The 19,923-nt window shown below is 72.7% G+C and carries 18 protein-coding genes, 1 pseudogene and 1 riboswitch; of the genes and pseudogenes, 7 read left to right on the forward strand and 12 right to left on the reverse strand.

What is annotated here, in order from left to right; translation table 11 throughout:
- Nucleotides 1-2 precede the first annotated feature (2 nt).
- The 6 genes from ET471_RS13840 to metE all read left to right on the forward strand — a co-directional run bounded on the left by ET471_RS13840 (nucleotide 3) and on the right by metE (nucleotide 4,931).
- Nucleotides 3-482: a Na+/H+ antiporter subunit E gene (locus tag ET471_RS13840; RefSeq protein ID WP_165350501.1), complete on the forward strand. Its 480-nt coding sequence runs from the start codon at nucleotides 3-5 to the stop codon at nucleotides 480-482.
- Nucleotides 479-742, forward strand: coding sequence for an MrpF/PhaF family protein (locus tag ET471_RS13845; protein WP_129189229.1), 264 nt, complete (start codon nucleotides 479-481; stop codon nucleotides 740-742). The genes ET471_RS13840 and ET471_RS13845 overlap by 4 nt, the downstream gene beginning before the upstream one ends.
- A complete protein-coding gene (locus ET471_RS13850; RefSeq protein ID WP_129189231.1) occupies nucleotides 735-1,031 on the forward strand; it encodes a cation:proton antiporter in 297 nt (98 codons plus the stop codon). The genes ET471_RS13845 and ET471_RS13850 overlap by 8 nt, the downstream gene beginning before the upstream one ends.
- 1 nt (nucleotide 1,032) lies before the next feature.
- Entirely contained in the window at nucleotides 1,033-1,947 is a 915-nt protein-coding gene (locus tag ET471_RS13855) for a hydrogenase subunit MbhD domain-containing protein (protein WP_129189233.1), read from the forward strand.
- Nucleotide 1,948: 1 nt separating this feature from the next.
- The gene (locus tag ET471_RS13860) at nucleotides 1,949-2,389 is read left to right on the forward strand and encodes a sodium:proton antiporter (protein WP_129189235.1); all 441 of its coding nucleotides are present in this window, start codon (nucleotides 1,949-1,951) and stop codon (nucleotides 2,387-2,389) included.
- A gap of 208 nt (nucleotides 2,390-2,597) precedes the next feature.
- A complete protein-coding gene (gene metE / locus ET471_RS13865; RefSeq protein WP_129189237.1) occupies nucleotides 2,598-4,931 on the forward strand; it encodes a 5-methyltetrahydropteroyltriglutamate--homocysteine S-methyltransferase in 2,334 nt (777 codons plus the stop codon).
- A gap of 93 nt (nucleotides 4,932-5,024) precedes the next feature.
- Here the strand turns inward: metE and ET471_RS13870 are convergent, their stop codons facing one another.
- The 12 genes and pseudogenes from ET471_RS13870 to ET471_RS13920 all read right to left on the reverse strand — a co-directional run bounded on the left by ET471_RS13870 (nucleotide 5,025) and on the right by ET471_RS13920 (nucleotide 18,124).
- Entirely contained in the window at nucleotides 5,025-5,375 is a 351-nt protein-coding gene (locus ET471_RS13870) for a DMT family transporter (RefSeq protein WP_129189239.1), read from the reverse strand.
- A 10-nt stretch (nucleotides 5,376-5,385) separates the two neighbouring features.
- Nucleotides 5,386-5,450: riboswitch (guanidine-III (ykkC-III) riboswitch) on the reverse strand.
- A 61-nt stretch (nucleotides 5,451-5,511) separates the two neighbouring features.
- The gene (locus ET471_RS13875; RefSeq protein WP_129189241.1) at nucleotides 5,512-6,780 is read right to left on the reverse strand and encodes an MFS transporter; all 1,269 of its coding nucleotides are present in this window, start codon (nucleotides 6,778-6,780) and stop codon (nucleotides 5,512-5,514) included.
- 120 nt (nucleotides 6,781-6,900) lie between these two features.
- Nucleotides 6,901-7,857, reverse strand: coding sequence for an AraC family transcriptional regulator (locus tag ET471_RS13880; RefSeq protein WP_165350502.1), 957 nt, complete (start codon nucleotides 7,855-7,857; stop codon nucleotides 6,901-6,903).
- A 355-nt stretch (nucleotides 7,858-8,212) separates the two neighbouring features.
- Nucleotides 8,213-8,506, reverse strand: a complete 294-nt coding sequence (locus ET471_RS13885; RefSeq protein ID WP_129189245.1) for a MoaD/ThiS family protein — start codon at nucleotides 8,504-8,506, stop codon at nucleotides 8,213-8,215.
- Nucleotides 8,507-8,508: 2 nt separating this feature from the next.
- On the reverse strand, nucleotides 8,509-9,597 hold the full coding sequence (gene moaA, locus ET471_RS13890; RefSeq protein ID WP_129189247.1) for a GTP 3',8-cyclase MoaA: 1,089 nt from the start codon (nucleotides 9,595-9,597) through the stop codon (nucleotides 8,509-8,511).
- Nucleotides 9,594-9,920: a DUF6457 domain-containing protein gene (locus ET471_RS13895; RefSeq protein ID WP_129189249.1), complete on the reverse strand. Its 327-nt coding sequence runs from the start codon at nucleotides 9,918-9,920 to the stop codon at nucleotides 9,594-9,596. Before ET471_RS13895 ends, moaA begins: the two co-directional genes overlap by 4 nt.
- Nucleotides 9,917-10,534, reverse strand: a complete 618-nt coding sequence (mobA, locus tag ET471_RS13900) for a molybdenum cofactor guanylyltransferase (RefSeq protein WP_242496298.1) — start codon at nucleotides 10,532-10,534, stop codon at nucleotides 9,917-9,919. The genes ET471_RS13895 and mobA overlap by 4 nt, the downstream gene beginning before the upstream one ends.
- A complete protein-coding gene (locus ET471_RS13905; protein ID WP_165350503.1) occupies nucleotides 10,531-12,069 on the reverse strand; it encodes a molybdopterin molybdotransferase MoeA in 1,539 nt (512 codons plus the stop codon). Before ET471_RS13905 ends, mobA begins: the two co-directional genes overlap by 4 nt.
- A gap of 175 nt (nucleotides 12,070-12,244) precedes the next feature.
- Nucleotides 12,245-13,729 (reverse strand): SpaH/EbpB family LPXTG-anchored major pilin, encoded by a 1,485-nt coding sequence (locus ET471_RS18085; protein WP_165350504.1) that lies wholly within the window; start codon nucleotides 13,727-13,729, stop codon nucleotides 12,245-12,247.
- A gap of 175 nt (nucleotides 13,730-13,904) precedes the next feature.
- A pseudogene (locus ET471_RS18635) lies at nucleotides 13,905-14,639 on the reverse strand (class C sortase); the annotation flags it as partial.
- A 114-nt stretch (nucleotides 14,640-14,753) separates the two neighbouring features.
- Nucleotides 14,754-16,286, reverse strand: a complete 1,533-nt coding sequence (locus tag ET471_RS13915; RefSeq protein ID WP_129189254.1) for a SpaH/EbpB family LPXTG-anchored major pilin — start codon at nucleotides 16,284-16,286, stop codon at nucleotides 14,754-14,756.
- A 59-nt stretch (nucleotides 16,287-16,345) separates the two neighbouring features.
- Nucleotides 16,346-18,124, reverse strand: a complete 1,779-nt coding sequence (locus ET471_RS13920; protein WP_129189256.1) for a DUF7507 domain-containing protein — start codon at nucleotides 18,122-18,124, stop codon at nucleotides 16,346-16,348.
- Between the two features lie 455 nt (nucleotides 18,125-18,579).
- Here ET471_RS13920 and ET471_RS13925 point away from each other — a divergent pair, with 455 nt between their 5' ends.
- Complete coding sequence (locus ET471_RS13925; protein ID WP_129189258.1) at nucleotides 18,580-19,911, forward strand: MFS transporter; 1,332 nt, start codon at nucleotides 18,580-18,582, stop codon at nucleotides 19,909-19,911.
- The last annotated feature ends 12 nt before the right edge of the window (nucleotides 19,912-19,923 follow it).

Genomic DNA, 19,923 nt, shown 5'->3' on the forward strand with positions numbered 1-19,923 from the left:
CCGTGCTGCGCCGCAACGTCGTCGTCGTCCTGCTGCTCGCGCTCGTCTGGGTGGTCATGAACGAGCGGCTCAGCCCGCTCGCCGTGGGTTCGGGACTCGTCGTCGGCGTCGCCGCCCTCTGGCTGACGAACCGGCTCCTGCGGATCGACTACGCCACCACGGTGTTCCTGAGCCCCGTCGCGACGGTCCGCTACGGGCTGCTGCTGGCCAAGGAGATCACCGTCGCGGCGTGGCACATGGCCGTGACCATCGTGCGCGGGCGCGCCACCGTCACACGGTTCGAGCTCGTCAGCGAGCTCGAGGACGAGGTGCTGCTCTTCCTGCTCGCCAACTCGATCATCCTCACGCCCGGGTCCGTCGCGCTCGACCGCGACGGGCGGCGGATCGTCGTGCTCACGTGCGACGACGACGTCGAGCGCGCGGTCGCCGCGTGCCGCCGGGTGGAGCGCGCGATCGCCCGCATCGGGAAGGGGCGCTCGTGATCCTCACCGTCATCAGCTACGTGCTGGCCACCGCGTGCGTGCTCAGCGGGATCGTCGTGCTGCGCGGCAGCAACGCGTGGTCGCGGCTGCTCGGCTACTGCCTCGTCGCGGGCAAGGTCAACATGCTCGTCGTGGTGCTCGGGCTGCAGTCGGGCCGCACGTTCTACCTCGACATCGCGCTGGTCTACACGCTGCTCAGCTACGTGGGCGTGCTCGTCCTGTCCCAGTACATGGCCGGGAAGGAGCCGTCCGATGCTTGAGGTCGTCGGCGACGTCGTCATGGCCGTCGGGGCCCTCGTCGTGCTGCTCGGGCTCGTCGGGGTGTTCCGGTTCAAGGACTTCACCCTGCGGCTGCTCGCGGGCGCCAAGATCGACACGGTCGGGTTCGTCGCCATCGTCGTCGGGCTCGTGCTGCGGTCCGGGGTCACGTGGTTCAGCGCCAAGGCGCTGCTCATCCTGGCCGTCGTCATCGTCGCCAACCCCGTGGTGACCTCCGCGATCGCGGCCGGGTACGCCAGGCAGCAGGCGCGCGCCCAAGGGGAGGACTGACATGGGGATCGACCAGGTCGTCTTCCTGTTCCTCATCGTGTTCGCGGTGCGGGCCGTGTTCGCGTCGTGCCTCAAGCACGCGATCATCACGGCGGGCGTGTTCGGGCTGTTCGCCTCGCTCGCGTACCTGCTCTACCACGCGCCCGACGTCGCGGTCTCCGAGGCGGTGGTCGCGTCCTCGCTCGGCACCGTGCTGCTCATCCTGACGATCCGCAACTACGACGACGTCTCCGTGCCCGGCATCCCCCGGATGATCTGGCACCGCAAGGGCGTCGACCTGCTCATGCTCGGCGGCGCCGCCCTCGTGCTGTGGCTCACCGCGCGGTCCCCGCAGGTGGCGGTCGCGCCCGTCCACGAGGAGGTCATGCGCCGCTTCCTCGAGGGGTCCGGCACGGTCAACCCCGTCACGAGCATCCTGCTGCACTACCGCGTGCTCGACACCGTGCTCGAGGCGCTCATGCTGCTCGTCGCCGTGCTGGGCGTCATGCACCTGACCCGCTCCGACGGGCAGATGTCGGCCCCCGAGAACGAGGCCCTCGGCCGCAGCCACCCCACGCTCGTCAAGGCGATGCAGATCCTCACGCCCGTGCTCGTCGTCGCCGGCGCTGCGCTCGTCGTGGGCGACCCGCAGACCCCGGGCGGCGGGTTCCAGGGCGCCGGCCTGCTCGCCGCCGTCGTGGTGGGGCGCTACCTCGTGGGGGCGCGCGGGCCGCGCACCACCCAGGGGCTCGAGACGCTCGAGAAGGTCATCTTCGTCGTCTTCGTGCTGTCGGTCGTCACGTACGTCCTCATGGGCCTGCGCGAGGTCACCCCGGACGTGTACGCGCCCTACATGATCGCGATGAACGGCCTGCTGGGCCTCAAGGTGTTCTGCGGGCTGTCGATCATGTTCCTCTACTTCGCCTCGGAGGCCTGACGTGCTCGACTGGCTCAACGGGCCCAACACCGCCGTCGTGCTCTTCTTCGTCGGCCTGGCCGGCATGGCCCTGCGCAAGAACATGATGATCACCGTCATCGCGACGTCGATCATGAACACCGCGATCATCCTCGCGTTCGTGACCATGTTCTCCAGCCCCGGCCACACCGCCCCCATGGCGGCCGAGTCCGTCGCGCAGGCCGCCGACCCGCTGCCGCAGGCCCTCATGATCACGTCCGTCGTCATCGGCGTGGCCGTGCAGGCCGTGTGCCTGGTGCTGATCCTGAGCCACTACCGGCAGCACAAGACGCTGGACTGGGACGAGGCCCGCGCGATCCGCGAAGGCGTCCCGGCCGCCGAGGCCGACCCCTTCACACGGTGGAAAACCCTCGTCAGGGAGGCGCTGCATCCGGTGGCCGGGACGGACCATCCCGAGCCTTGACCTCCGGATCCGCCCGTGCGTACGGTGCGGACGCGATTCCCCACAGGGCAGCTGGCCCCGGCTCGACGTAGCCGTCGTGGGGAGCCAACGGCATCACGCGTACCGCGCTCCGGCGCCCGCTCGAGGGTGAACACCTCGGCGGCTGCGACCCCGCAACCTGGCCTGACGGCCGAGGGCCCGAGCAGTCCCACCATCGTCAGGACTTCTCATGCCATCCATCACCCCGGCGTTCCCCGGCGGCACCATCCTCGGCTACCCCCGCATCGGGCGCCGCCGCGAGCTCAAGCGCGCCGTCGAGGCCCACTGGGCCGGGCGCACCACCGCCGCCGAGCTCGACGAGACGCTCACCGCGCTGCGCCTGGCCACCGTGCGCCGGCTCGTCGCGCTCGGCCTCGACCCCGCCGACGGCTCCGTCCCGTCGTCGTTCTCGCCCTACGACCACGTGCTCGACGCCGCCGTGCTGCTCGGCGTCGAGCCCGCCGACGGCTACTTCGCCGCCGCGCGCGGCGACGCCACCCGCCCGCCGCTCGAGATGACCAAGTGGTTCGACACCAACTACCACTACCTCGTCCCCGAGATCGGCCCGGACACCCCGATCACGTACGCCGACGACGCCCCCGTGCGCTGGTTCGCCGAGGCCGCGCGCCCCGCCGACGGCGGCACACCCGTCGTCACGCGGCCCGTCGTCGTCGGGCCCGTCACCTTCCTGCTGCTCGCCACCGCGGCCGCCGGGGCGCCCGACGGGTTCCGGCCCCTCGACCGCCTCGACGACGCCGTCGCCGCCTACGGGCAGCTGCTCGCCGCCCTCGGCGCCGCCGGGGCGCCGTGGGTGCAGCTCGACGAGCCGGCGCTCGTCGCCGACACCGTCACCGCCGGGCTCGCGCCCGGAGAGCTCGCCGCCGCCGTGCGCCGCACCTACACGGCCCTGACCGGCGTCCCCGGGCGGCCCTCCATCCTCGTCGCCGCGCCCTATGGCGACCTGCGCACCGGCCGCGACGACCTCCTCGCCGTGCTCGCCGCCACCGACGTCGAGGCCCTCGCCGTCGACCTCGTGCGCGGCGCCCCCGCCGACGCCCCCGTCGCCGGCCTGGAGACGAAGACCCTCGTCGCCGGCCTCGTCGACGGCCACAACGTCTGGCGCGCCGACCTCGCCGCCCGCCTCGACCAGGCCGCCGCCCTCGGCGCCCGCACCGGCGCCGGCGCCGTCACCGTCGCCACCTCCACGTCGCTCCTGCACGTGCCGCACGACGTCGCCGACGAGACCTGGGACGGCACCGACGGCCGCGACCCCCGCCTCGCCGGCTGGCTCGCCTTCGCCGACCAGAAGGTCGCCGAGGTCGTCACCCTCGCCCGCGGCCTGCGCGACGGGGCCGACGCCGTCGCCGACCGGCTCGCCGCGGCGTCGGCGGCGCTCGCGGACCGGGCGACGGCGGCCGGCGTCGTCGTCCCGCAGGTGCGGGCGCGTGCCGCGGCGCTCGACGACGCCGACGCGACCCGCGCCCCGTACGCGGAGCGGGCCGCGGCGCAGGCCGCGCGCCTGGGCCTGCCGCCGCTGCCGACCACGACCATCGGCTCGTTCCCGCAGACCCCGCAGATCCGCGCGGCCCGCGCGTCCTGGGCGCAGGGCACCACGACCGACGCCGCGTACGCGGACGCCATGCGCGCGGAGGTGGCCCACGTCATCGCGCTCCAGGAGGAGCTGGGCCTCGACGTGCTGGTGCACGGCGAGCCCGAGCGCAACGACATGGTCCAGTACTTCGCCGAGCAGCTCGACGGGTTCGCCGTGACGGCCGGCGGCTGGGTGCAGTCGTACGGGTCGCGGTGCGTGCGCCCGCCGATCCTGTGGGGCGACGTCTCCCGGCCTGCGCCCATGACCGTCGCGTGGACGCGCTACGCGCAGTCGCTGACGTCGCGTCCGGTCAAGGGGATGCTCACGGGGCCGGTCACGATCCTCGCCTGGTCGTTCGTGCGCGACGACCTGCCCGTCGCCGACGTCGCGAGCCAGGTGGCGCTCGCCCTGCGCGACGAGGTCGCCGACCTCGAGGCCGCCGGCACCGCCGTCGTGCAGGTGGACGAGCCCGCGCTGCGCGAGCTGCTGCCGCTGCGCACGGCCGACCAGCCCGCCTACCTGGCGTGGTCGGTGCGGTCCTTCCGCGTCGCGACGGGCGGCGCCGCGCCGGACGTCCAGGTGCACACGCACCTGTGCTACTCCGACTTCGGCGATGTCATCGACGCGATCGACGGCCTCGACGCGGACGTGACGTCGCTGGAGGCGGCCCGCTCCCGCATGGAGATCGTGCCGCAGCTCCAGCAGGCGGGGTACGCGCGCGGCATCGGCCCGGGCGTGTGGGACATCCACTCGCCGCGCGTCCCGACGACGGAGGCGCTCACCGAGCTGCTGACGCTCGCTGCCGGCGCCGTCGACCCGGCGCTCGTGTGGGCCAACCCCGACTGCGGCCTCAAGACGCGCGGCTACGAGGAGACGACGGCGTCGCTGCGCCACCTGGTCGCGGCGGCCCGCGCGGTGCGCGCGACGCTGTAGCGCGCCGCACCGGGCGCCGCAGCGGGCGCCGGGCGTCCCGGTCCGTCACGCCATCGGGATCGGTGGCGTGACGGACCGGGACGCCCGCCACCGTCAGGACGTCAGCTTGAGGCCGACGACGCAGGCGATCAGGCCCGCGATGAGCGCGATGCGGACCAGCGACACGGGCTCGGCGCCCGTGGCCATCGCGTACGCCACCGTGGTGGCGGCGCCGATGCCGACCCACACCGCGTACGCGGTGCCGACGGGGATGGTGCGCATCGCGTGGGCGAGCCCGGCCATGCTCAGCACGACGGCCACGGCGAAGACGACGGTGGGCCCCAGGCGGGTCAGGCCGTGCGAGCGGGACAGGGCGGTGGCCCAGACGGCCTCGAGGAGGCCGGAGACGGCCAGGGCGCCCCAGGCGACGAGCGAGGCGGACGGTGCGGCGACGAGCCAGGACATGACGTGCTCCCTGGAGCCGTCTTGTCGCTGACCGGGTACGGCACCCCTCGTCCGGAGACCTTGTCAGGTCCTCGGACGAGAGTCGCACGCCCCGCAGCGCCCGGCAAAGCCGCTGCTCAGGCGGCCTCGACGCGGGTCAGCTCCGCCGGCGCTCCCACAGCTCGGCCATGGTCGGCACCACGATGCCCGCCGCCGCGCGGACACGGCGCCGCGTGACGAGCACGCCGACGACACCGACAGCGATCGGCGCGAGCACCACGGACAGGGCCGCGCGGTAGTCGGCGAGCGAGGGCGTGCCGCCGGGGGAGCGGTGGTCGAGCACGACGCCGACGGCGAGCATGACGAGCACGGCCGAGAGGAACCCGCCCATGTTCGCCACGCCCTGGGCGGTGCCGCGGCGCTCGGGCGGGTTGAACGAGGCAGCCAGGTCCATGCCGATGAGCGCGGAGGGGCCGCCCACCGAGACGAGCACCGTGAACAGGACGAGCACCCCGAACGGCCGCGGCGTCGTCGGGAGGAGGACGAGCGCCCAGGCGGCGCACGTGAGCGCCGTGACGGACAGCGTGCCCCAGGTGCGGTGCAGCGGGTGGCGGGCGGTGAACTCGCCCACGACCGGGCCGGCGACGATCGCGACGCCCGTGCTGAGCGACAGCAGCGCGCCCGCCTGGCCGGTGCTCAGGCCCTGCCCCTCGACGAGGAACGGGACGCCCCACATGAGCAGGAACGTGTTGATGCTGACGCCGCCGAGCAGGTGCGCGAAGAACCCGAGCCAGGTGCCTGGGCTGGTCAGGGCCGCGCCCAGCCCCTCCAGGCCGCGGCGCAGCGGCGGCTCGTCCTGCGGACCGGGCCGGACGCCGACGGCCGCGGCGACCGCGGTGAGCCCGCCCACGAGGGCCATCGCGGTGAACGCGGGCGCCCAGCCGAACCGGTGCAGCGCGAGGGCGAACGGGACGGCCGACACGACCTGCCCGAGCTGTCCGACGAGCCCCGTGAGCTGTGTCAGCAGCGGCACGCGCCGCGGCTCGAACCACGACCACACGAGCCGCAGCACCGAGATGAACACCGCGGCGTCGCCGGTCCCGAGCAGCACGCGCACGGCGATCGCCACGCCGACGTTCGGGGCGAACGCCATCCCGACCTGCCCCGCGGCCATGAGCACCGCGCCGGACGTCAGCAGCCGGCGCGGGCCCCACGCGTCCAGCGCCATGCCCATGGGGAGCTGCATGAGCGCGTACGTGCCCAGCTGGAGCACCGCGAAGAGGGACAGGACGGTCGCCGGGACGTCGAACCGCGCGGCGGCGTCGAGACCGGCGACGCCGAACGACGAGCGGTGCGCGACCGCCAGGACGTAGACGGCCATCCCGGCCGCCCAGACGAACCACGGGGCGAGTCGAGAGCGGGGCACGGCCCTGATCGTGCCACGGACGGCCGCCCCGCCGGGCAGGCGGCCGCTCCGCCGGGCGCCCGGCCCACGCTCAGCCGTCGACGGTTGAGCCGTGCTCAGCCGTCGACGGTTGAGCCGTGCTCAGCCGTCGACGGCGGTGACGTGCAGGCTCTCGCCGGTGTGGTCGTCGGCCGGCTCGTCGGCGCCCTCCGTCGTCGCCACGGCCGCCTCGCGGCGCAGCTCCGACGGCGTCACGCCGGTCGCGTCCTGGACGGCGCGGCGCATGGCCACCGTCGAGCCGAAGCCCGAGAGGGTCGCGATCTCGGCGAGCGACGCCGCGGCCAGGCGCGAGTCGCGCAGGCGCGTGATGGCGTGCTGCGTGCGGACTTCCTGGATCCGCTGCGCCACCGTGCGCTCCTCGCCCTCGAACAGGCGCTGGAGCGAGCGGCGCGAGAGGCCCAGGTGCTCGGCCACAGACGCCGACGACAGCTCGGGGTCGGTGTACCGGGCGGCGATGTGGCGCAGCGCGGCCAGGCGCTGGCGGCGCAGCTCCCAGCCGGAGCAGCCGGCCACGGCGAGGGCCATGATCGTGCTGGTCGCGAGCGTGCGGAGCACGTCGCCGACCTGGGCGCGGGCCAGCGGCGCGAGCCGGTCGGCGTCCTGCCGCAGGAGGTCCAGCAGGAACGCGCCGAGCGCGCAGGGCACCGCGGCGTCGGCACGCCCGACGACGAACGGGGCCGAGCGGGGCAGGGCGGCGAGGCCCGCGTGGTCGGCCGGCATGTCGCAGATGACGACGCGCGCGGGCGCCTCGGAGGTGTAAGAGACCGGGCTGGTGCCGAGGATCAGCGCCGAGTCGCGCGCGGTGAGCGTCGCGGCGGCCTCGCTGTGGCGCAGCCCGACCTCGCCCTCGACGACGACCATGAGGCGCAGCGTCTCGGGGTCGGACCCCCAGGCGACCTCGGGGGTGTCCAGGCGCACGGCGCCGTGCTCGAGGTACGTGACGGTGAGCTCGCCGAAGCGGGCGGTGCGCGACCGTGCCTGGCCGCGTGCGGGGACGCGCGAGGTCGGGGCCGTCGTGTGAGCGTGACGGGGGGTCACTCCGCGGTGACGGTGGAGCGTCCGGTGCGGGCTCGGGGTCATCGTGCTGGTGCCTCCTAGCGGCGGGGCTGGCTGCCTTGCCATCTGGAGGCAATTCCACGCCGCGGCACAGGCCGGGCCCCGGCACGGACCGTGCTAGCACGTACGCGGACCCCCGGAAGCACGAGGGGAGGCGATCCTGGCAGGCCGAAACCGGGGGCGCCCCGCGCCTGGCGCGTTTCGCCCGGTCGCGGCTCACGGATCGGCGTGCGCCCGTCCGTCGGTGCAGGGAAGGGCCCGGGCCTGCGTCGACGGGTCTGCGCGGACGGGTCTGCGCAGACGGATCTGTGCAGACGGATCTGTGCGGGCGGGTCGCTCAGCCGCCGGCGAAGGGCGGCAGCAGGTCGAGCCGGGCGCCGTCCGGCACGACGGCGGAGGCGGCGTCCGCGACCCGCCGCCCGTCGAGCAGCAGCGCGCAGCGGGCCAGCACGGGTGCCGCGCCCGGGGCCTCCTGGGCGAGGCGGGCGACGACGTCCGCCACCGACGCCCCGGCGTCCAGGACCACGCGGTGCTGCGACCACCCGAGCGCGGCGCGGGCCGCCGCGAAGGCGCTCACCTCGACCGTCGCCGCCGCCGCCGCCGCCGCCGTCGTCGTCGTCTTCGTCGTCATCGTCAGCCTCCGATCGCGCTCATCGTGCGGGCCGGCTGCACGAACCCCGCCGCCGTCATGCCGTGCCCCGCGGCCTTGCCCCACATGGCCGTCCGCCACAGGGTCGCCAAGGCCTCGTCGTCCGCGCCGGCGCGCAGCGGCCCGAGCAGGTCGGTCTCGGTGTGCGCGAACAGGCAGCTGCGCACCCCGCCCTCGGCCGTGAGCCGTGTGCGGCGGCAGTCGTCGCAGAACGGCTCGGTGACCGAGGCGATGATGCCGACGCGGCCCAGCGGGTCGCCGCCCGCGCGCGGGCGCACCACGAACCGTTCGGCGGGCGCGCCGTCGCGCGGTTCCTCGTCGGGGGCGAGCGCGAACCGCCCGCCGAGCTGCTCGCGCACCTCCGCGGCCGTCACCATCGCCGCCCGGTCCCAGGCGTGGTCGGCGTCGAGCGGCATCTGCTCGATGAACCGCAGCTCGAAGCCGCGGTCCAGGCACCACGTGAGCAGGTCGGCCGCATGGTCCAGGTTGAGACCGCGGACGAGCACGGCGTTGACCTTGACGACGTCGAACACCGCGGCGGCCGCCTCGATCCCCGCGAGCGTCCGCTCCAGGAACGGTCGCCGCGCGAGCCGGGCGAAGGTGTCGGGGTCGAGCGTGTCGAGCGAGATGTTGACCCGGTCCAGGCCCGCGTCCTTGAGCGCCCGCGCGCGGTGGTCCAGCCCCACGGCGTTGGTGGTCAGGGAGATCTCGGGGCGGGCCGGGAGCGCGGCGACGTCCGCGACGACGTCGACCAGGTCGGCCCGGAGCAGCGGCTCGCCGCCCGTGAACCGCACCTGCCGGACGCCGAGGTCGCGCGTGGCGACGCCGACCAGGCGGGCGATCTCCTCGCGCGTCATCACGGCGTCCCGGGGGAGCGTCGGCAGGCCCTCCGCGGGCATGCAGTAGGTGCAGCGCAGGTTGCAGCGGTCCGTCAGCGAGACGCGCAGGTCCGTGGCCGTGCGGCCGAACCGGTCGACCAGCCCCGGCACCCGCGGCCGGTCGTCCGGCAGGGAGACGTCCCCCGCGCGCACCGCGGACGGCAGCACGGGCATGCCGAGGGCGACGGCCGTCATGGCGTCCCCGCGGCGTCGGGCTCCCACGCCCGGGCGAGCGCCGCGGCCCGCTCGACGGCGTCCGACGCGCCCGCGGTCAGGGGTGCGGCCTCGGGCACGGGCGCCTCGGACACGGCCGCGGCGGCGCGCGCGGCCACGTCCGCCAGCGCGCGGGCGTACCCCGCGGCGTACGCGGCGACCGGTCCGGCGGGGCGGGCGACGTGGTGCGCGACCTCGCGGGTCAGGTCGAGCACGGACTGGATGTCGACGGTGCCTGCGGGCAGGTCGAGCTCGCGCTCGAGGGCGGCCACCCAGCCGGACAGCAGCGTCTCCGGGTCGTTCACGGCATCCCCTTCCGTGCCGCGGCGTCGCGCCGCGCCTGGTTCATTCGTGCGAGGTCGTCCCACGTGTCGACGTCGTCGCTCGCGCCGTCGGTGTCCGGCACCGCGGCCAGCCGCAGCGCGGCGACCAGACGACGGACCGGTTGGTCGTGCACGCTACCCGCCTGCGCGCGCAGCGTCTCCACCGCGGCCACCAGCCGGTCGCGGCGCACGGCCGCGACGAGCCACTGCGCGTGCCCGCCGCGCTCGAGGCAGGCGCCGTCGACGTCGTCGGTGACCGCCGCCAGCAGCCGCGGCACCGCGCGGCCCGCGCCGGGGACGTCGACGGCGAGGAGCACGACGACGCCCGGCGACCCGGGCCGTGCGAGCGCCCGCAGGCCCGCGTCGATCCCGGCCACCGGTCCACCGAAGGGCGGGTCCTCGCGCGTGAGCACCGCCCGCCCGACGGCGTCGGCGAGGTCCGCCGGCCCCACGACGGCGACCGCCGTGGCCTCGGCGACAGCGGCCAGGGCCAGGTCCAGCAGGCGCGTCCCGCCGAGCAGCAGGCCCGGCTTCGGAGTGCCGCCGAGGCGGGCGGCCCGGCCCCCCGCGAGCACGATCGCGTCGAAGGCCGTCACAGCGGCACCACCTCCAGCAGGTCGCCGGGGCCGGCACCGTCGGCCGGGACGAGGGCGAGGCCGTCGGCGCCGAGCAGCGCGGACAGCGCGTGCCCGCCCGTCGCGGCACCGGACGCCGGGACGACGCCGTCCACCGTCGTCCGCACCGGGACGACCCGGGTGAACATCCCGGGACTGCCGCAGCCGCGGCCGTGCGCCGTCCCCCAGCCCACCGCATCCGGCGCCACGGCCAGCAGCGCCGAGCAGGGACCCGTCTCGCCCCGGAGCGCGGCGAGCGCGGGCCGCACGAACAGGTACGTCGCCGCGAACGCCGCCACGGGCGTGCCGGGCAGGGCGACCCACGGGACGCCGCGCCACGTCGCGAGCCCCTGCGGCCGCCCCGGGCGCATGGCGACGCCCGTCAGGTCGACGTCGGCCGCCGGACCGCCCGGTGCGGTGAGCACCTCGCGGACGACGTCCCACGCTCCCGCGGACACCCCACCCGTCGTGACGATCAGGTCGACGTCCCCAGCGAGCTTGTCGAGGACCGCGCGCAGCGCCGCGGCGTCGTCGGGCACGCCGCCGCGACGGACGGGCTCGCCGCCTGCCGCCCGGACGATCGCGCCGACCATGAGCGAGTTCGAGTCCACGACGCCGCCCGGGCCGACGCTCCCGCCCCAGGGCCGCAGCTCGGAGCCCGTCGAGACGACGGCGATGTAGGGGCGCGGGGTGCCCGTGCCGCGAGTCGGGACGGCGGGCGGCCCGTCCGGGGCGTGCGTGTCCGAGGCGAGCGGGTGTGCGGCGCCCGACTCGGTGGTGCCGGGACGGCAGGACGCGGGTGAGGACCCGGCGCCCGGCCGGGCGGCGCCGGGTCCGCCGGCGGCGGGCCGGCGGGCCACCCGCAGCCCGCCCACGCGGGAGGCCGCCGCCGCGGCGATCAGCGCGGGGGTCACGGCGTCGCCACGCCGCGCGAGCACCACGCCGACGGCGACGTCCTCCCCGCGCCGCCGGACGTTGGCCTTGTGCGGCCGGGTCAGGGTCACGGTGGCCTCGGTGCCGTCGCGGCCGGGGGCGAACCGCCCTGTCGAGGTCGCCTCGACGGGCACGACGGCGTCGGCCCCGGGCGGCAGGGGCGCGCCCGTCATGATCCGGACGGCCTCGCCGGGTCCGAGGACGGCAGGTCCGGGATCGCCCGCGCGGACGGCACCGGCGACGGTCAGCGTCACCGCTTGGTCGTCGGGCAGGCCGGCGAGCCGCACCGCGTACCCGTCGACCGCTGCGTGGTCGAAGCCGGGCACGGGCGCGACGGCGACGACGTCGTCGGCGAGCGCGATCCCGGGCTCGGCGAGGGCCGCGTCGTCGAGCGGCAGCCATGCCGGAGCGGACGGTCCGCCGTCCACGAAGGCGCCGCTGCTGTGGACGTGGTTGCCGGTGCCGCGCCCAGCCGCGCCCCGCACGGCCGCGCCCCGCACGGCCGCGCCCCGCACGGCCGCGATGCGCGCGAGCAGCGTCGCGACGTGCTCGTCGATCGTGCGGACGGAGGGCGTGCTGCTCACGGCGTGGAACCGTACCGGGCCGAGATCTCGCGTTCGTGGCGGAATGCTCACGGCCGGCGTCGTCGAGCGGTGAGGACCTGGGTCATTGCGTGCGTCCCCGCCGCGGCGCGGCGGGGACGCACGACCTGGCCGGCATCGCGTGAGCGAGCACGACGTACGGCCGCAGCGGCCGCCGTCAGGCGCGGGAGGGCGGGACCTCTCGGTCACGACGACGGCGGACGGCCCCGACGATGCACGCGCCGGCGACGACGAGGACCACCGCGGCAGCGGCCGCGGCGCCGATCTCGGCACCCGTGCGCGGCAGCCGCACGACGGGCGGGGTCGTGGCCTGCCCCAGGTCGCGGACGACCTGGATGATGGTGCCGTCGTGGTCGTCCTCGTCGTTGTCGTAGTCGTTGCGCTCGTCGTCCGAGCTCATCGAGGTGTTGGACTCGTCGATCTCGTTGTCCTCCCACGAGTGGTAGACGAGCCGGTCTCGCTCGACGGCGAGGTTCGTCCGCGCGGGGGTGGAGTCGACGTCCGCGACCTGCTGCCAGGTGCCGGGCACGCCGTCGTACGTCGTCGCCGCGAGGGGTCGCGCGGTCACCCGGGGCTGCACGTCGACGCCGAAGGCAACGTTCGAGGCCGTGACGGCGCCGGCCGAGGCGGTGCGGTTCTGCGCGGGCTCGGCCGAGGTCGGGACCCACCCGCTGAACTTCGAGATCTCGACGAAGCTGTAGTGGTCCGCCACGTCGACGCCCGAGCCGAGCGCCTCCGGCAGCACCTGCAGCGTCAGGTGGACCTCGAAGTCCTCGCCCGGTGCGAGGACGATGCCGGCCTCCTCCATCGACATGTGCCACAGGCCGTCCGCCGCGAGCTCCCAGCCATCGTTGTCGTGGCCGGGCACGGTGTTCATGAGCAGGCCGCCCGCGTAGTCCAGGCCCGCGGCGGAGTGGTTGACGAGCTCGTCGACGCGCGCGGTCCGGTTGCCCTGGTTGAACAGGTGGATGTCGTGGACCACGAGGTCGCCGACGCGGATGTCGACCGTCGGGTCGTCGAACGTGACGTGCGGGACCACGAACTCCGGCCCGGTGTCCGTGGTCGGCGACTGCCGCTCGAACACGCGCGCGCCGTCGCGCCAGACCTCCGAGACCCAGGTCCGCAGGGCGAGGTCGTAGACCGGTGCGTCGTCGGCCGGCGACGGCGTCACCTTGGGGGACGCGACGACGTCGTACAGCCACTTGTCGCGAGCCACGGGGTCGGTCATGGGGAGCGTGACGAGGAACGGTGCGACGACGTCGGCGCCGTCGGGCGCGACCTCCGTGACCTTGTACAGGCCCAGGGCGAGGTTCCGGAAGGCGACCTCGCCGTCCGCGTCGGTGACGCCCTGCCTCACCGGCTCGGTGGTGACGGTGGCGGGGTCCTGGCCGGCGAGAGCCTCCGCGGCGAGCCAGCCCTCGGTCGTGGTGAGGTCGACCCCGGGCACGCGCCCCAGGGCGAAGACGGCTCCGGCGTCGGGCGTCCCGAGGGTCGCGTCATCGTCGCCGACCAGGTACTTGCGGACCGTGAGGCTGCACGGCCTCGACGGGTCGATCGACGCGGCCGAGGCGGCGACGGGTGCCGCGAGCGAGAGCGCGAAGGCCGCGGCGAGCGCGACGAGCCAGGTTGCGGGGCGCTTCATCACAGGTGCCTTCCGTGGTACTCGGGGTGGGCTTGCGGCGCGTCGGCCAGAAGGCGAGCGCCATCACTCCGGTGGCGCCGCCGCCGGTGGTGGCGGCCCACCAGGGGAAGCCGGGGTCGGCGGTCTGGTACGTCACCGTGTCGTCCGTGTCGGGGGCGGGATCGGTGGTCCGCTCGCCCCGGACCAGCAGGCGGTGGGTGTTGACGTACGTGGGGTAGCACGTCGTGAGGGTCACCAGGTCCTTGCCCTCCTCGATCCGGATGAGGTCCGTCGAGTCGGTCGCCTTGACCGGGGTGATGTCGGTGACCTTGTACGCGAGCTGACGGCCCATCACGGAGATCGTGAAGACGTCGCCGACCTCGACCTTCGCGAGCCGGTTGAAGAGCGTCGCCTTGCTCCAGCCGGAGTGCGCGCCGATCACCGCGTGCGTCGACGGGCCGCCCACGGGGAGCGAGGTGCCGTAGAGGTGGCCGGCGCTCACGTCGAGCGACGTGGGGGAGGTGCCGTGGACGACGGGCAGGCGCGCGTCGATGGAGTCGACGGTCAGGTCGGCCATCAAGGAGGTGCCGTCGAGCGAGAGCAGCTTCTCGTAGTCCCTGTACAGGAGGGCCGTCTCGTCGGCCGCACCGAACTCGTGGATGGCGTGCCCGATCTCACTCGCGCCGCCCGCTGCCAGCCACGCGTTGTACTCCTGCGCCGCGGCGAACTGGGCGTCCTGCTCGTCCGAGGGCGTCGACGCCGTCATCCGGGCGAACTCCGTCGTGCGTTGCGATGCGGCCCGGTCGTTGAACCATGTGAGAGCGGGGTTCCACTGCCAGACGACCAGCGCGCCGAGAACGACGGTGGCGACGACGACCCGACGCGTGAGGTCGCGGCGCTGGCCGGGCTTCTCGAGCTTGTGACGGGACATGGAACCTCCTCCCTAGTGGGAGTTGCTGGGAAGGTGCGGAGTTGCTGGGAAGGTGCGATCGGTGGTGCGGCCCCGGAAGTGACGCCCCGGGGCCGCACCGTGCGTTGCGTGAGGTCAGTCGTTCACGCGACGGGACCGAACGAGCCAGACGACGCCGCCAGCGACGACGAGAGTCGCGAGGATCGGGAGGATGGCGCGGTTGCCACCGATGGAAGGAAGTTCGAAGCCCTCTCGCTGCGAGTTCACATACTCCATAGTGACGACGGCGTTGTCACGGTTGGTGATGCGGAACTGGCGCGGCTTGTTATCCGGGCCGACCTTGTAGCCTGCAGGCGGCGTCTTCTCGACAGCCCAATAGGTTACGTCTCCCTTTCCGGGATTTCCCTCCGTTCCTCCGCCGTCGGCCCAGTCCGAGTACCGCAGGAGAAACGTAGCGATGCCAGAGTCATCGGTACGCTCCGTTGCCAATGGCGTGGCACCATTCTTCAGTGCGCCGTCTTCGACATCGCTATCCTTGTAAACCTCAAAGACGGCACCCGGGAGAAGAGATCCGCTCTCGCTCGTCTTCGTGACTACAAGTTTGCCCCACTTCGTGTACACCGGAGACGAGTCGCCAGTGTAGGTTCCGGCAGGTGAGGTAACGATGTACGAAGCATCGTTCTCAATCATGCCGGTTCCGATGGCCCGAGCGTTCACTGAGAACCGAAAAACCATCGTCTCGCCGGTCTGATCGCTGAAGCGGTCGGCGATCTCGTCTTCCGAGAAGACAACGGTGAGTGTCCTGTCGGTAAGCTTAGCGGTGCCAAAAGTAGCTTCCTGCGGCCGCGTGTCGTTCGGCTTCGGTGACGACTCGGCGCTCCAACTAGGATGTGACAAATGACCCCACCCTGCACCGGTCTCCAGAGTCGACCAGTCAACCGAGAGCAGAGGATCAAACGTGTCGCTGAGCTCGACTTTTGTCGCACTCTTGGGGACCTCGATGCGCACGTCGTAGTGGACAAGACGATCTTCAAAATACGGATCTGAGTCCCTGACCTCCTTAACCATGAAGTTTGCCGTGTTCTTCGGATAGACGTTCACGTCGTAGACCCATCCGCCATTGTCTAGGTCCGGTAGCGGGAGTGTCACCAGGAACTTCATGAGGTTGCCGTCGAGCGTGACACTCGAAGAGGACGAGCTGTTGCCCGTCTCAGTGACTAGGTACACGCCAAGGGGGAGATCCTCGAATGGCGCACTGCCAACGAACCTCAGTTCCCCCTTCTCGTCGGTCGTCCCAGATCTCTTGAGGCGACTGGCGTCATCAGCCGCATCAATGGCGTCTCGGGCTGCATCGACATCCATCTCTGCTGCAGCCTCCCACCCAGCACTCTGTGTCAGATCGATGCCAGGTACGAGTTCGATTGTGAACGCAACCCCCTTGATGGGGAACCCCTGGTGATCCAGAACGGAGCCGTCCGCGGGCGCCCCAGGGACTTCGGTCGCGGCCAGCTTTGTGATGGTGAGGCTGCGCGCGTGGGTTGAGTCGATGGTCGCGGGCGGGGCTGGCGGATCTGCCGCGGCGGCGCCTGATGCGATGAGCGGTGTCGTGAGCAACGCAAGCGCTGCAGCGAGGGGAACCGCTATGCGGCCCCTGGTGTTCTTGACCACTGCAGGTTCCTTCTCTCTGGGTGGGCCCCGGGCATCGGGGGACAGCGAAACGTCTGGAGTTACGGTTTGCGCGTTCCGCGGCGACGACGGGCGGCAAAGAGATAGGCGGTAAGGGCGACGATGACCGCAATGGCCCCGCCACCAGACGTACTGGGGGGCCCACCAACGGCCGGCAGAGGGACTGTGCCAGCGGCGTCGCCAGGGTTAGGCGGCGGCGACGCAGGCTCCGAGCAACCCGCGACTGTGACGCTCGCTGCGGAACTCACCGAGGTGACCTCTTGCGCTCCGAACCGAGCGGTGGCGTGCGCGGTGTTTACGAACTCGCACTTCTGCGGTGCCGTCTGGGCGTCATCGATCTCCGCCGCGGTGAGCTTGTGGTGCCCAGTGAACTGGGCCGTCTCACCGGGAGCGAGGGTGACCCCCGCTGATGGGCTGAGCGTGCCGTGGTCGATCAGGTCGTCCTCGATGGTGATTCCCGTCAATACGGTGTCCCCGGTGTTGACCACATCGAACTTGTAGGCGATCTGTTCGTCTTTCTGGTAACCGTCGACCTTACCGTCGACGCTCTTCTCGATGGTAAGGGCAGGCGACGGAGGATTCACGAGTGTGGTGACCTCAAGCATGCGGATCAGGTGGACGTCCGTGAAGTCGCCCGTCGATCCGGTGAATCCGAACTTGAAGTACTCCGGCATGGCCTGAGTCATCCGGTGTGACAGCAGCGGTGTGCTCGCCGCGAGAGTGCTCTCGGCGCCGTCGAAGGCTATGAACACGCGCACCAATGGATTGGCCTCCGGTGAGACTATGATTCGCACCAGGCGCTTTGATGACGCGAGGCGCTCGGGGAGGGTGCGCCAGGGCTCGTCCAGTACGCTGGGTCCCCTCAGGAGACTGCTGCCGAGCGAGCTGGTCCGAGCGACGCCGTCGCCGTCCAGTACAACGGTCGACGTCAGATACTCGTATCCGTTGAACCCGTTGCCGGGGCCTCGCAAAGTGATGGTGTTGGGGACGTTCTGCCCCCATTCCGTCCCGGCTGGTGAGCGGCTCGCGCCGGGCGCGAAAGTGCACCGCCATTTCATGCCGGTGGACCCGCGGCACTCGGTATCGTCCTGGATGTAGTTCCCAAGCACGTCAAAGCCGATGCCGAGATATCCGTTGGAGACTCCGGGCGTCCACGTGCCGTTCCACTGGTCGTACTTCTGCGCGTAGCCGAGGGAGCCGCCATAGGCGCCAGGCTCCGTCAACTGCTTGTCTTCCGTGCCGTCGGTGATGAAGAACCCGATGCCGTCGGCTGCGGGAGCGTCCCTGTGCCCTCTGGCGTACTGGCCCCGCGTCGTCGAGTTGAATTGGTACATCTCGAAGGTGATATCGAGGCCTCCCCTGGTGGGAAGGGGAGAGTTGTAAAGCACCCCGCCGACCTTGTCGTGGTTGCTGTCCGTGAGCTGAAGGAACCCTTCGTCTGCTTCACTCGGCTTTGGGGCGTCTCTACGTGCGTCGGCTTGGAGAAGTGGCGGAGAGAGCGCCTTCCCGTCGTCGTCCTTCAGGTCGCACCCGAGTTTCGGTGCGAAACTCGCGCTGGGCATCGGTTTGCAGGGATCCAAGGTCGATGGGTCTTCTGTCGGCGTTGGGTCCGGCGCGTTAGTGAGGCCGGCGTGGCCGAGCAGAGTGAACGCACTGTTGGTAAACGTCGAGCCCGTGAAGGTTTCCTTCAGCAGTTGCTGTGGCGTACCTGGTGACGGCTCGTTGATCACACCCGCCGTCGAAGGCGACGCCGTCCCCAGCCCCACGCCGATCCCCGCCGCCACGACCGCGATTGCCGCGATAGATCTACGCAGTCGCATCGACAGCACCTCCGTACTTCCACTGATGCTCGAGCGGCCACCACGGTCGCTCGAAGGTGGCCCCAAGGTAGTGACAACTAGAGGGGGCCGAGGAGCGAGCGGTCGCCGGACGCACGGTGGCCTGGCGGCGATGTGTGCTCGTGACTTAAGGGCCCATCAAGGGGTATGCCTTCGGTCAAGGAAGGGCAGTTAACGCCCTTGGGGAATGCCATCGAGTTTGGCGTCATCGATGTTCATGATGAGAACCGTTCCGCACCTCTCAGGCCCGCGCCGCACCCTGTGCGCTAGACCTCACGGGAAGTTCACGCACCCACGGCGGCCCCGAAACACCCCGTCCCTAGCGTCGTGCCCGCTGGTCCGGAGCCGCTGTGGAGACCTCGGACCGCACCCGCCGCCGGTGCCTGCCGGCGGTCCAGGGCGCCCGACGTCGTCGGGCGCGTGGCGAAGGAGGCCGCATGGCGGTGCAGACCACGCAGACCACGCCGACGACCGTCCCGGCGACCGGGAGCGCCGCCCGGCGCCCAGGACGCTGGATCGACCGCTGGGACCCTGAGGACGCCGCCTTCTGGGCCGCACGGGGCCGCCGGGTCGCCCGCCGCAACCTGGCCATGTCGGTCGTGGCCGAGCTGCTCGGCTTCTCCGTGTGGGCGCTCTGGTCGATCGTCGTGCCGCAGCTCCCCGCAGCCGGGTTCACCCTGACCGCCGACCAGATGTTCTGGCTGATCGCCGTCCCGTCCCTGGTCGGCGCGTTCCTGCGCCTGCCGTACACGTTCGCGGTCCCGCTGTTCGGCGGCCGCAACTGGACGGTGGTCTCGGCGCTGCTGCTGCTTCTGCCGACGACGGCGCTGGCCGTCGTCGTCCAGCGGCCTGACACCTCCTTCGGGGTGCTCCTGGGGGTCGCTGCTCTCGCCGGGTTCGGCGGCGGCAACTTCGCGTCGTCGATGGCGAACATCTCGTTCTTCTACCCGGCGGCTGAGAAGGGCAAGGCGCTCGGGCTGAACGCGGCGGGCGGCAACCTCGGCACGGCCGCGGTGCAGCTCGCGGTGCCGTTCGTGATCGTCGCGGGCGGCGGGCTCGCGCTGGAGCGTGCGGGGCTCATGTTCGTCCCGCTCGTGCTCGTGGCGGCGGTGCTCGCCTGGCGGTTCATGGACAACCTCGCCACGGCGAGGTCGGACCCGCGCACGTACGCCGCCGCGGCCCGGCTGCCCCACACGTGGATCATCTCGGCGATCTACATCGGCACCTTCGGGTCGTTCATCGGCTACTCGGGCGCGTTCCCGACGCTGCTCGCGGGCGTGTTCCCGCACGTGGGTCTCAAGGTCGCGTTCCTCGGCGCGCTCGTGGGCTCGCTGGCCCGCCCGCTGGGCGGCATCCTCGCCGACCGCGTCGGCGGCGCCCGCGTCACCATCGCCGCCTTCGGCGTCATGGCGGCCGGCACGCTGGGCGCCGTCGTCGCCCTCCAGCGGCACGACTTCGGCCTGTTCCTCGGAGCGTTCCTCGTCCTGTTCGTCGCCACCGGCATCGGCAACGGGTCGGTGTACCGCATGATCCCCGCGGTGTTCCGCGAGACGGGCGCCGGGGCCGGGGCCGCGGCCGGGTGCATCGGCATCGCGGGCGCCGTCGGTGCCCTGGGCGGGTTCCTCGTGCCGCGCGGCTTCGCCGTCTCGACGACGGCGACCGGCTCGCTCGTGCCCGCGCTGCTCGTGTTCGTCGGCGTGTACGTGGCGCTCGCCGCGCTCACCGCGGCGGTGTACACGCGCGGCCGGATGGGCGCGGTGCGGGTGTGAGCGTCGCAGGAG

The sequence above is a fragment of the Xylanimonas protaetiae genome (genome assembly GCF_004135385.1).
Lineage (GTDB): Bacteria > Actinomycetota > Actinomycetes > Actinomycetales > Cellulomonadaceae > Xylanimonas > Xylanimonas protaetiae.

Coding starts and splice junctions, on each gene's coding strand:
- moaA (WP_129189247.1), bottom strand. CDS start 9,597: ATGACGGCCGTCGCCCTCGGCATGCCCGTGCTGCCGTCCGCGGTGCGC.
- ET471_RS13925 (WP_129189258.1), top strand. CDS start 18,580: ATGGCGGTGCAGACCACGCAGACCACGCCGACGACCGTCCCGGCGACC.
- ET471_RS13870 (WP_129189239.1), bottom strand. CDS start 5,375: ATGTCCTGGCTCGTCGCCGCACCGTCCGCCTCGCTCGTCGCCTGGGGC.
- ET471_RS13920 (WP_129189256.1), bottom strand. CDS start 18,124: ATGCGACTGCGTAGATCTATCGCGGCAATCGCGGTCGTGGCGGCGGGG.
- ET471_RS13855 (WP_129189233.1), top strand. CDS start 1,033: ATGGGGATCGACCAGGTCGTCTTCCTGTTCCTCATCGTGTTCGCGGTG.
- ET471_RS13850 (WP_129189231.1), top strand. CDS start 735: ATGCTTGAGGTCGTCGGCGACGTCGTCATGGCCGTCGGGGCCCTCGTC.
- ET471_RS13885 (WP_129189245.1), bottom strand. CDS start 8,506: ATGACGACGAAGACGACGACGACGGCGGCGGCGGCGGCGGCGGCGACG.
- ET471_RS18085 (WP_165350504.1), bottom strand. CDS start 13,729: ATGAAGCGCCCCGCAACCTGGCTCGTCGCGCTCGCCGCGGCCTTCGCG.
- metE (WP_129189237.1), top strand. CDS start 2,598: ATGCCATCCATCACCCCGGCGTTCCCCGGCGGCACCATCCTCGGCTAC.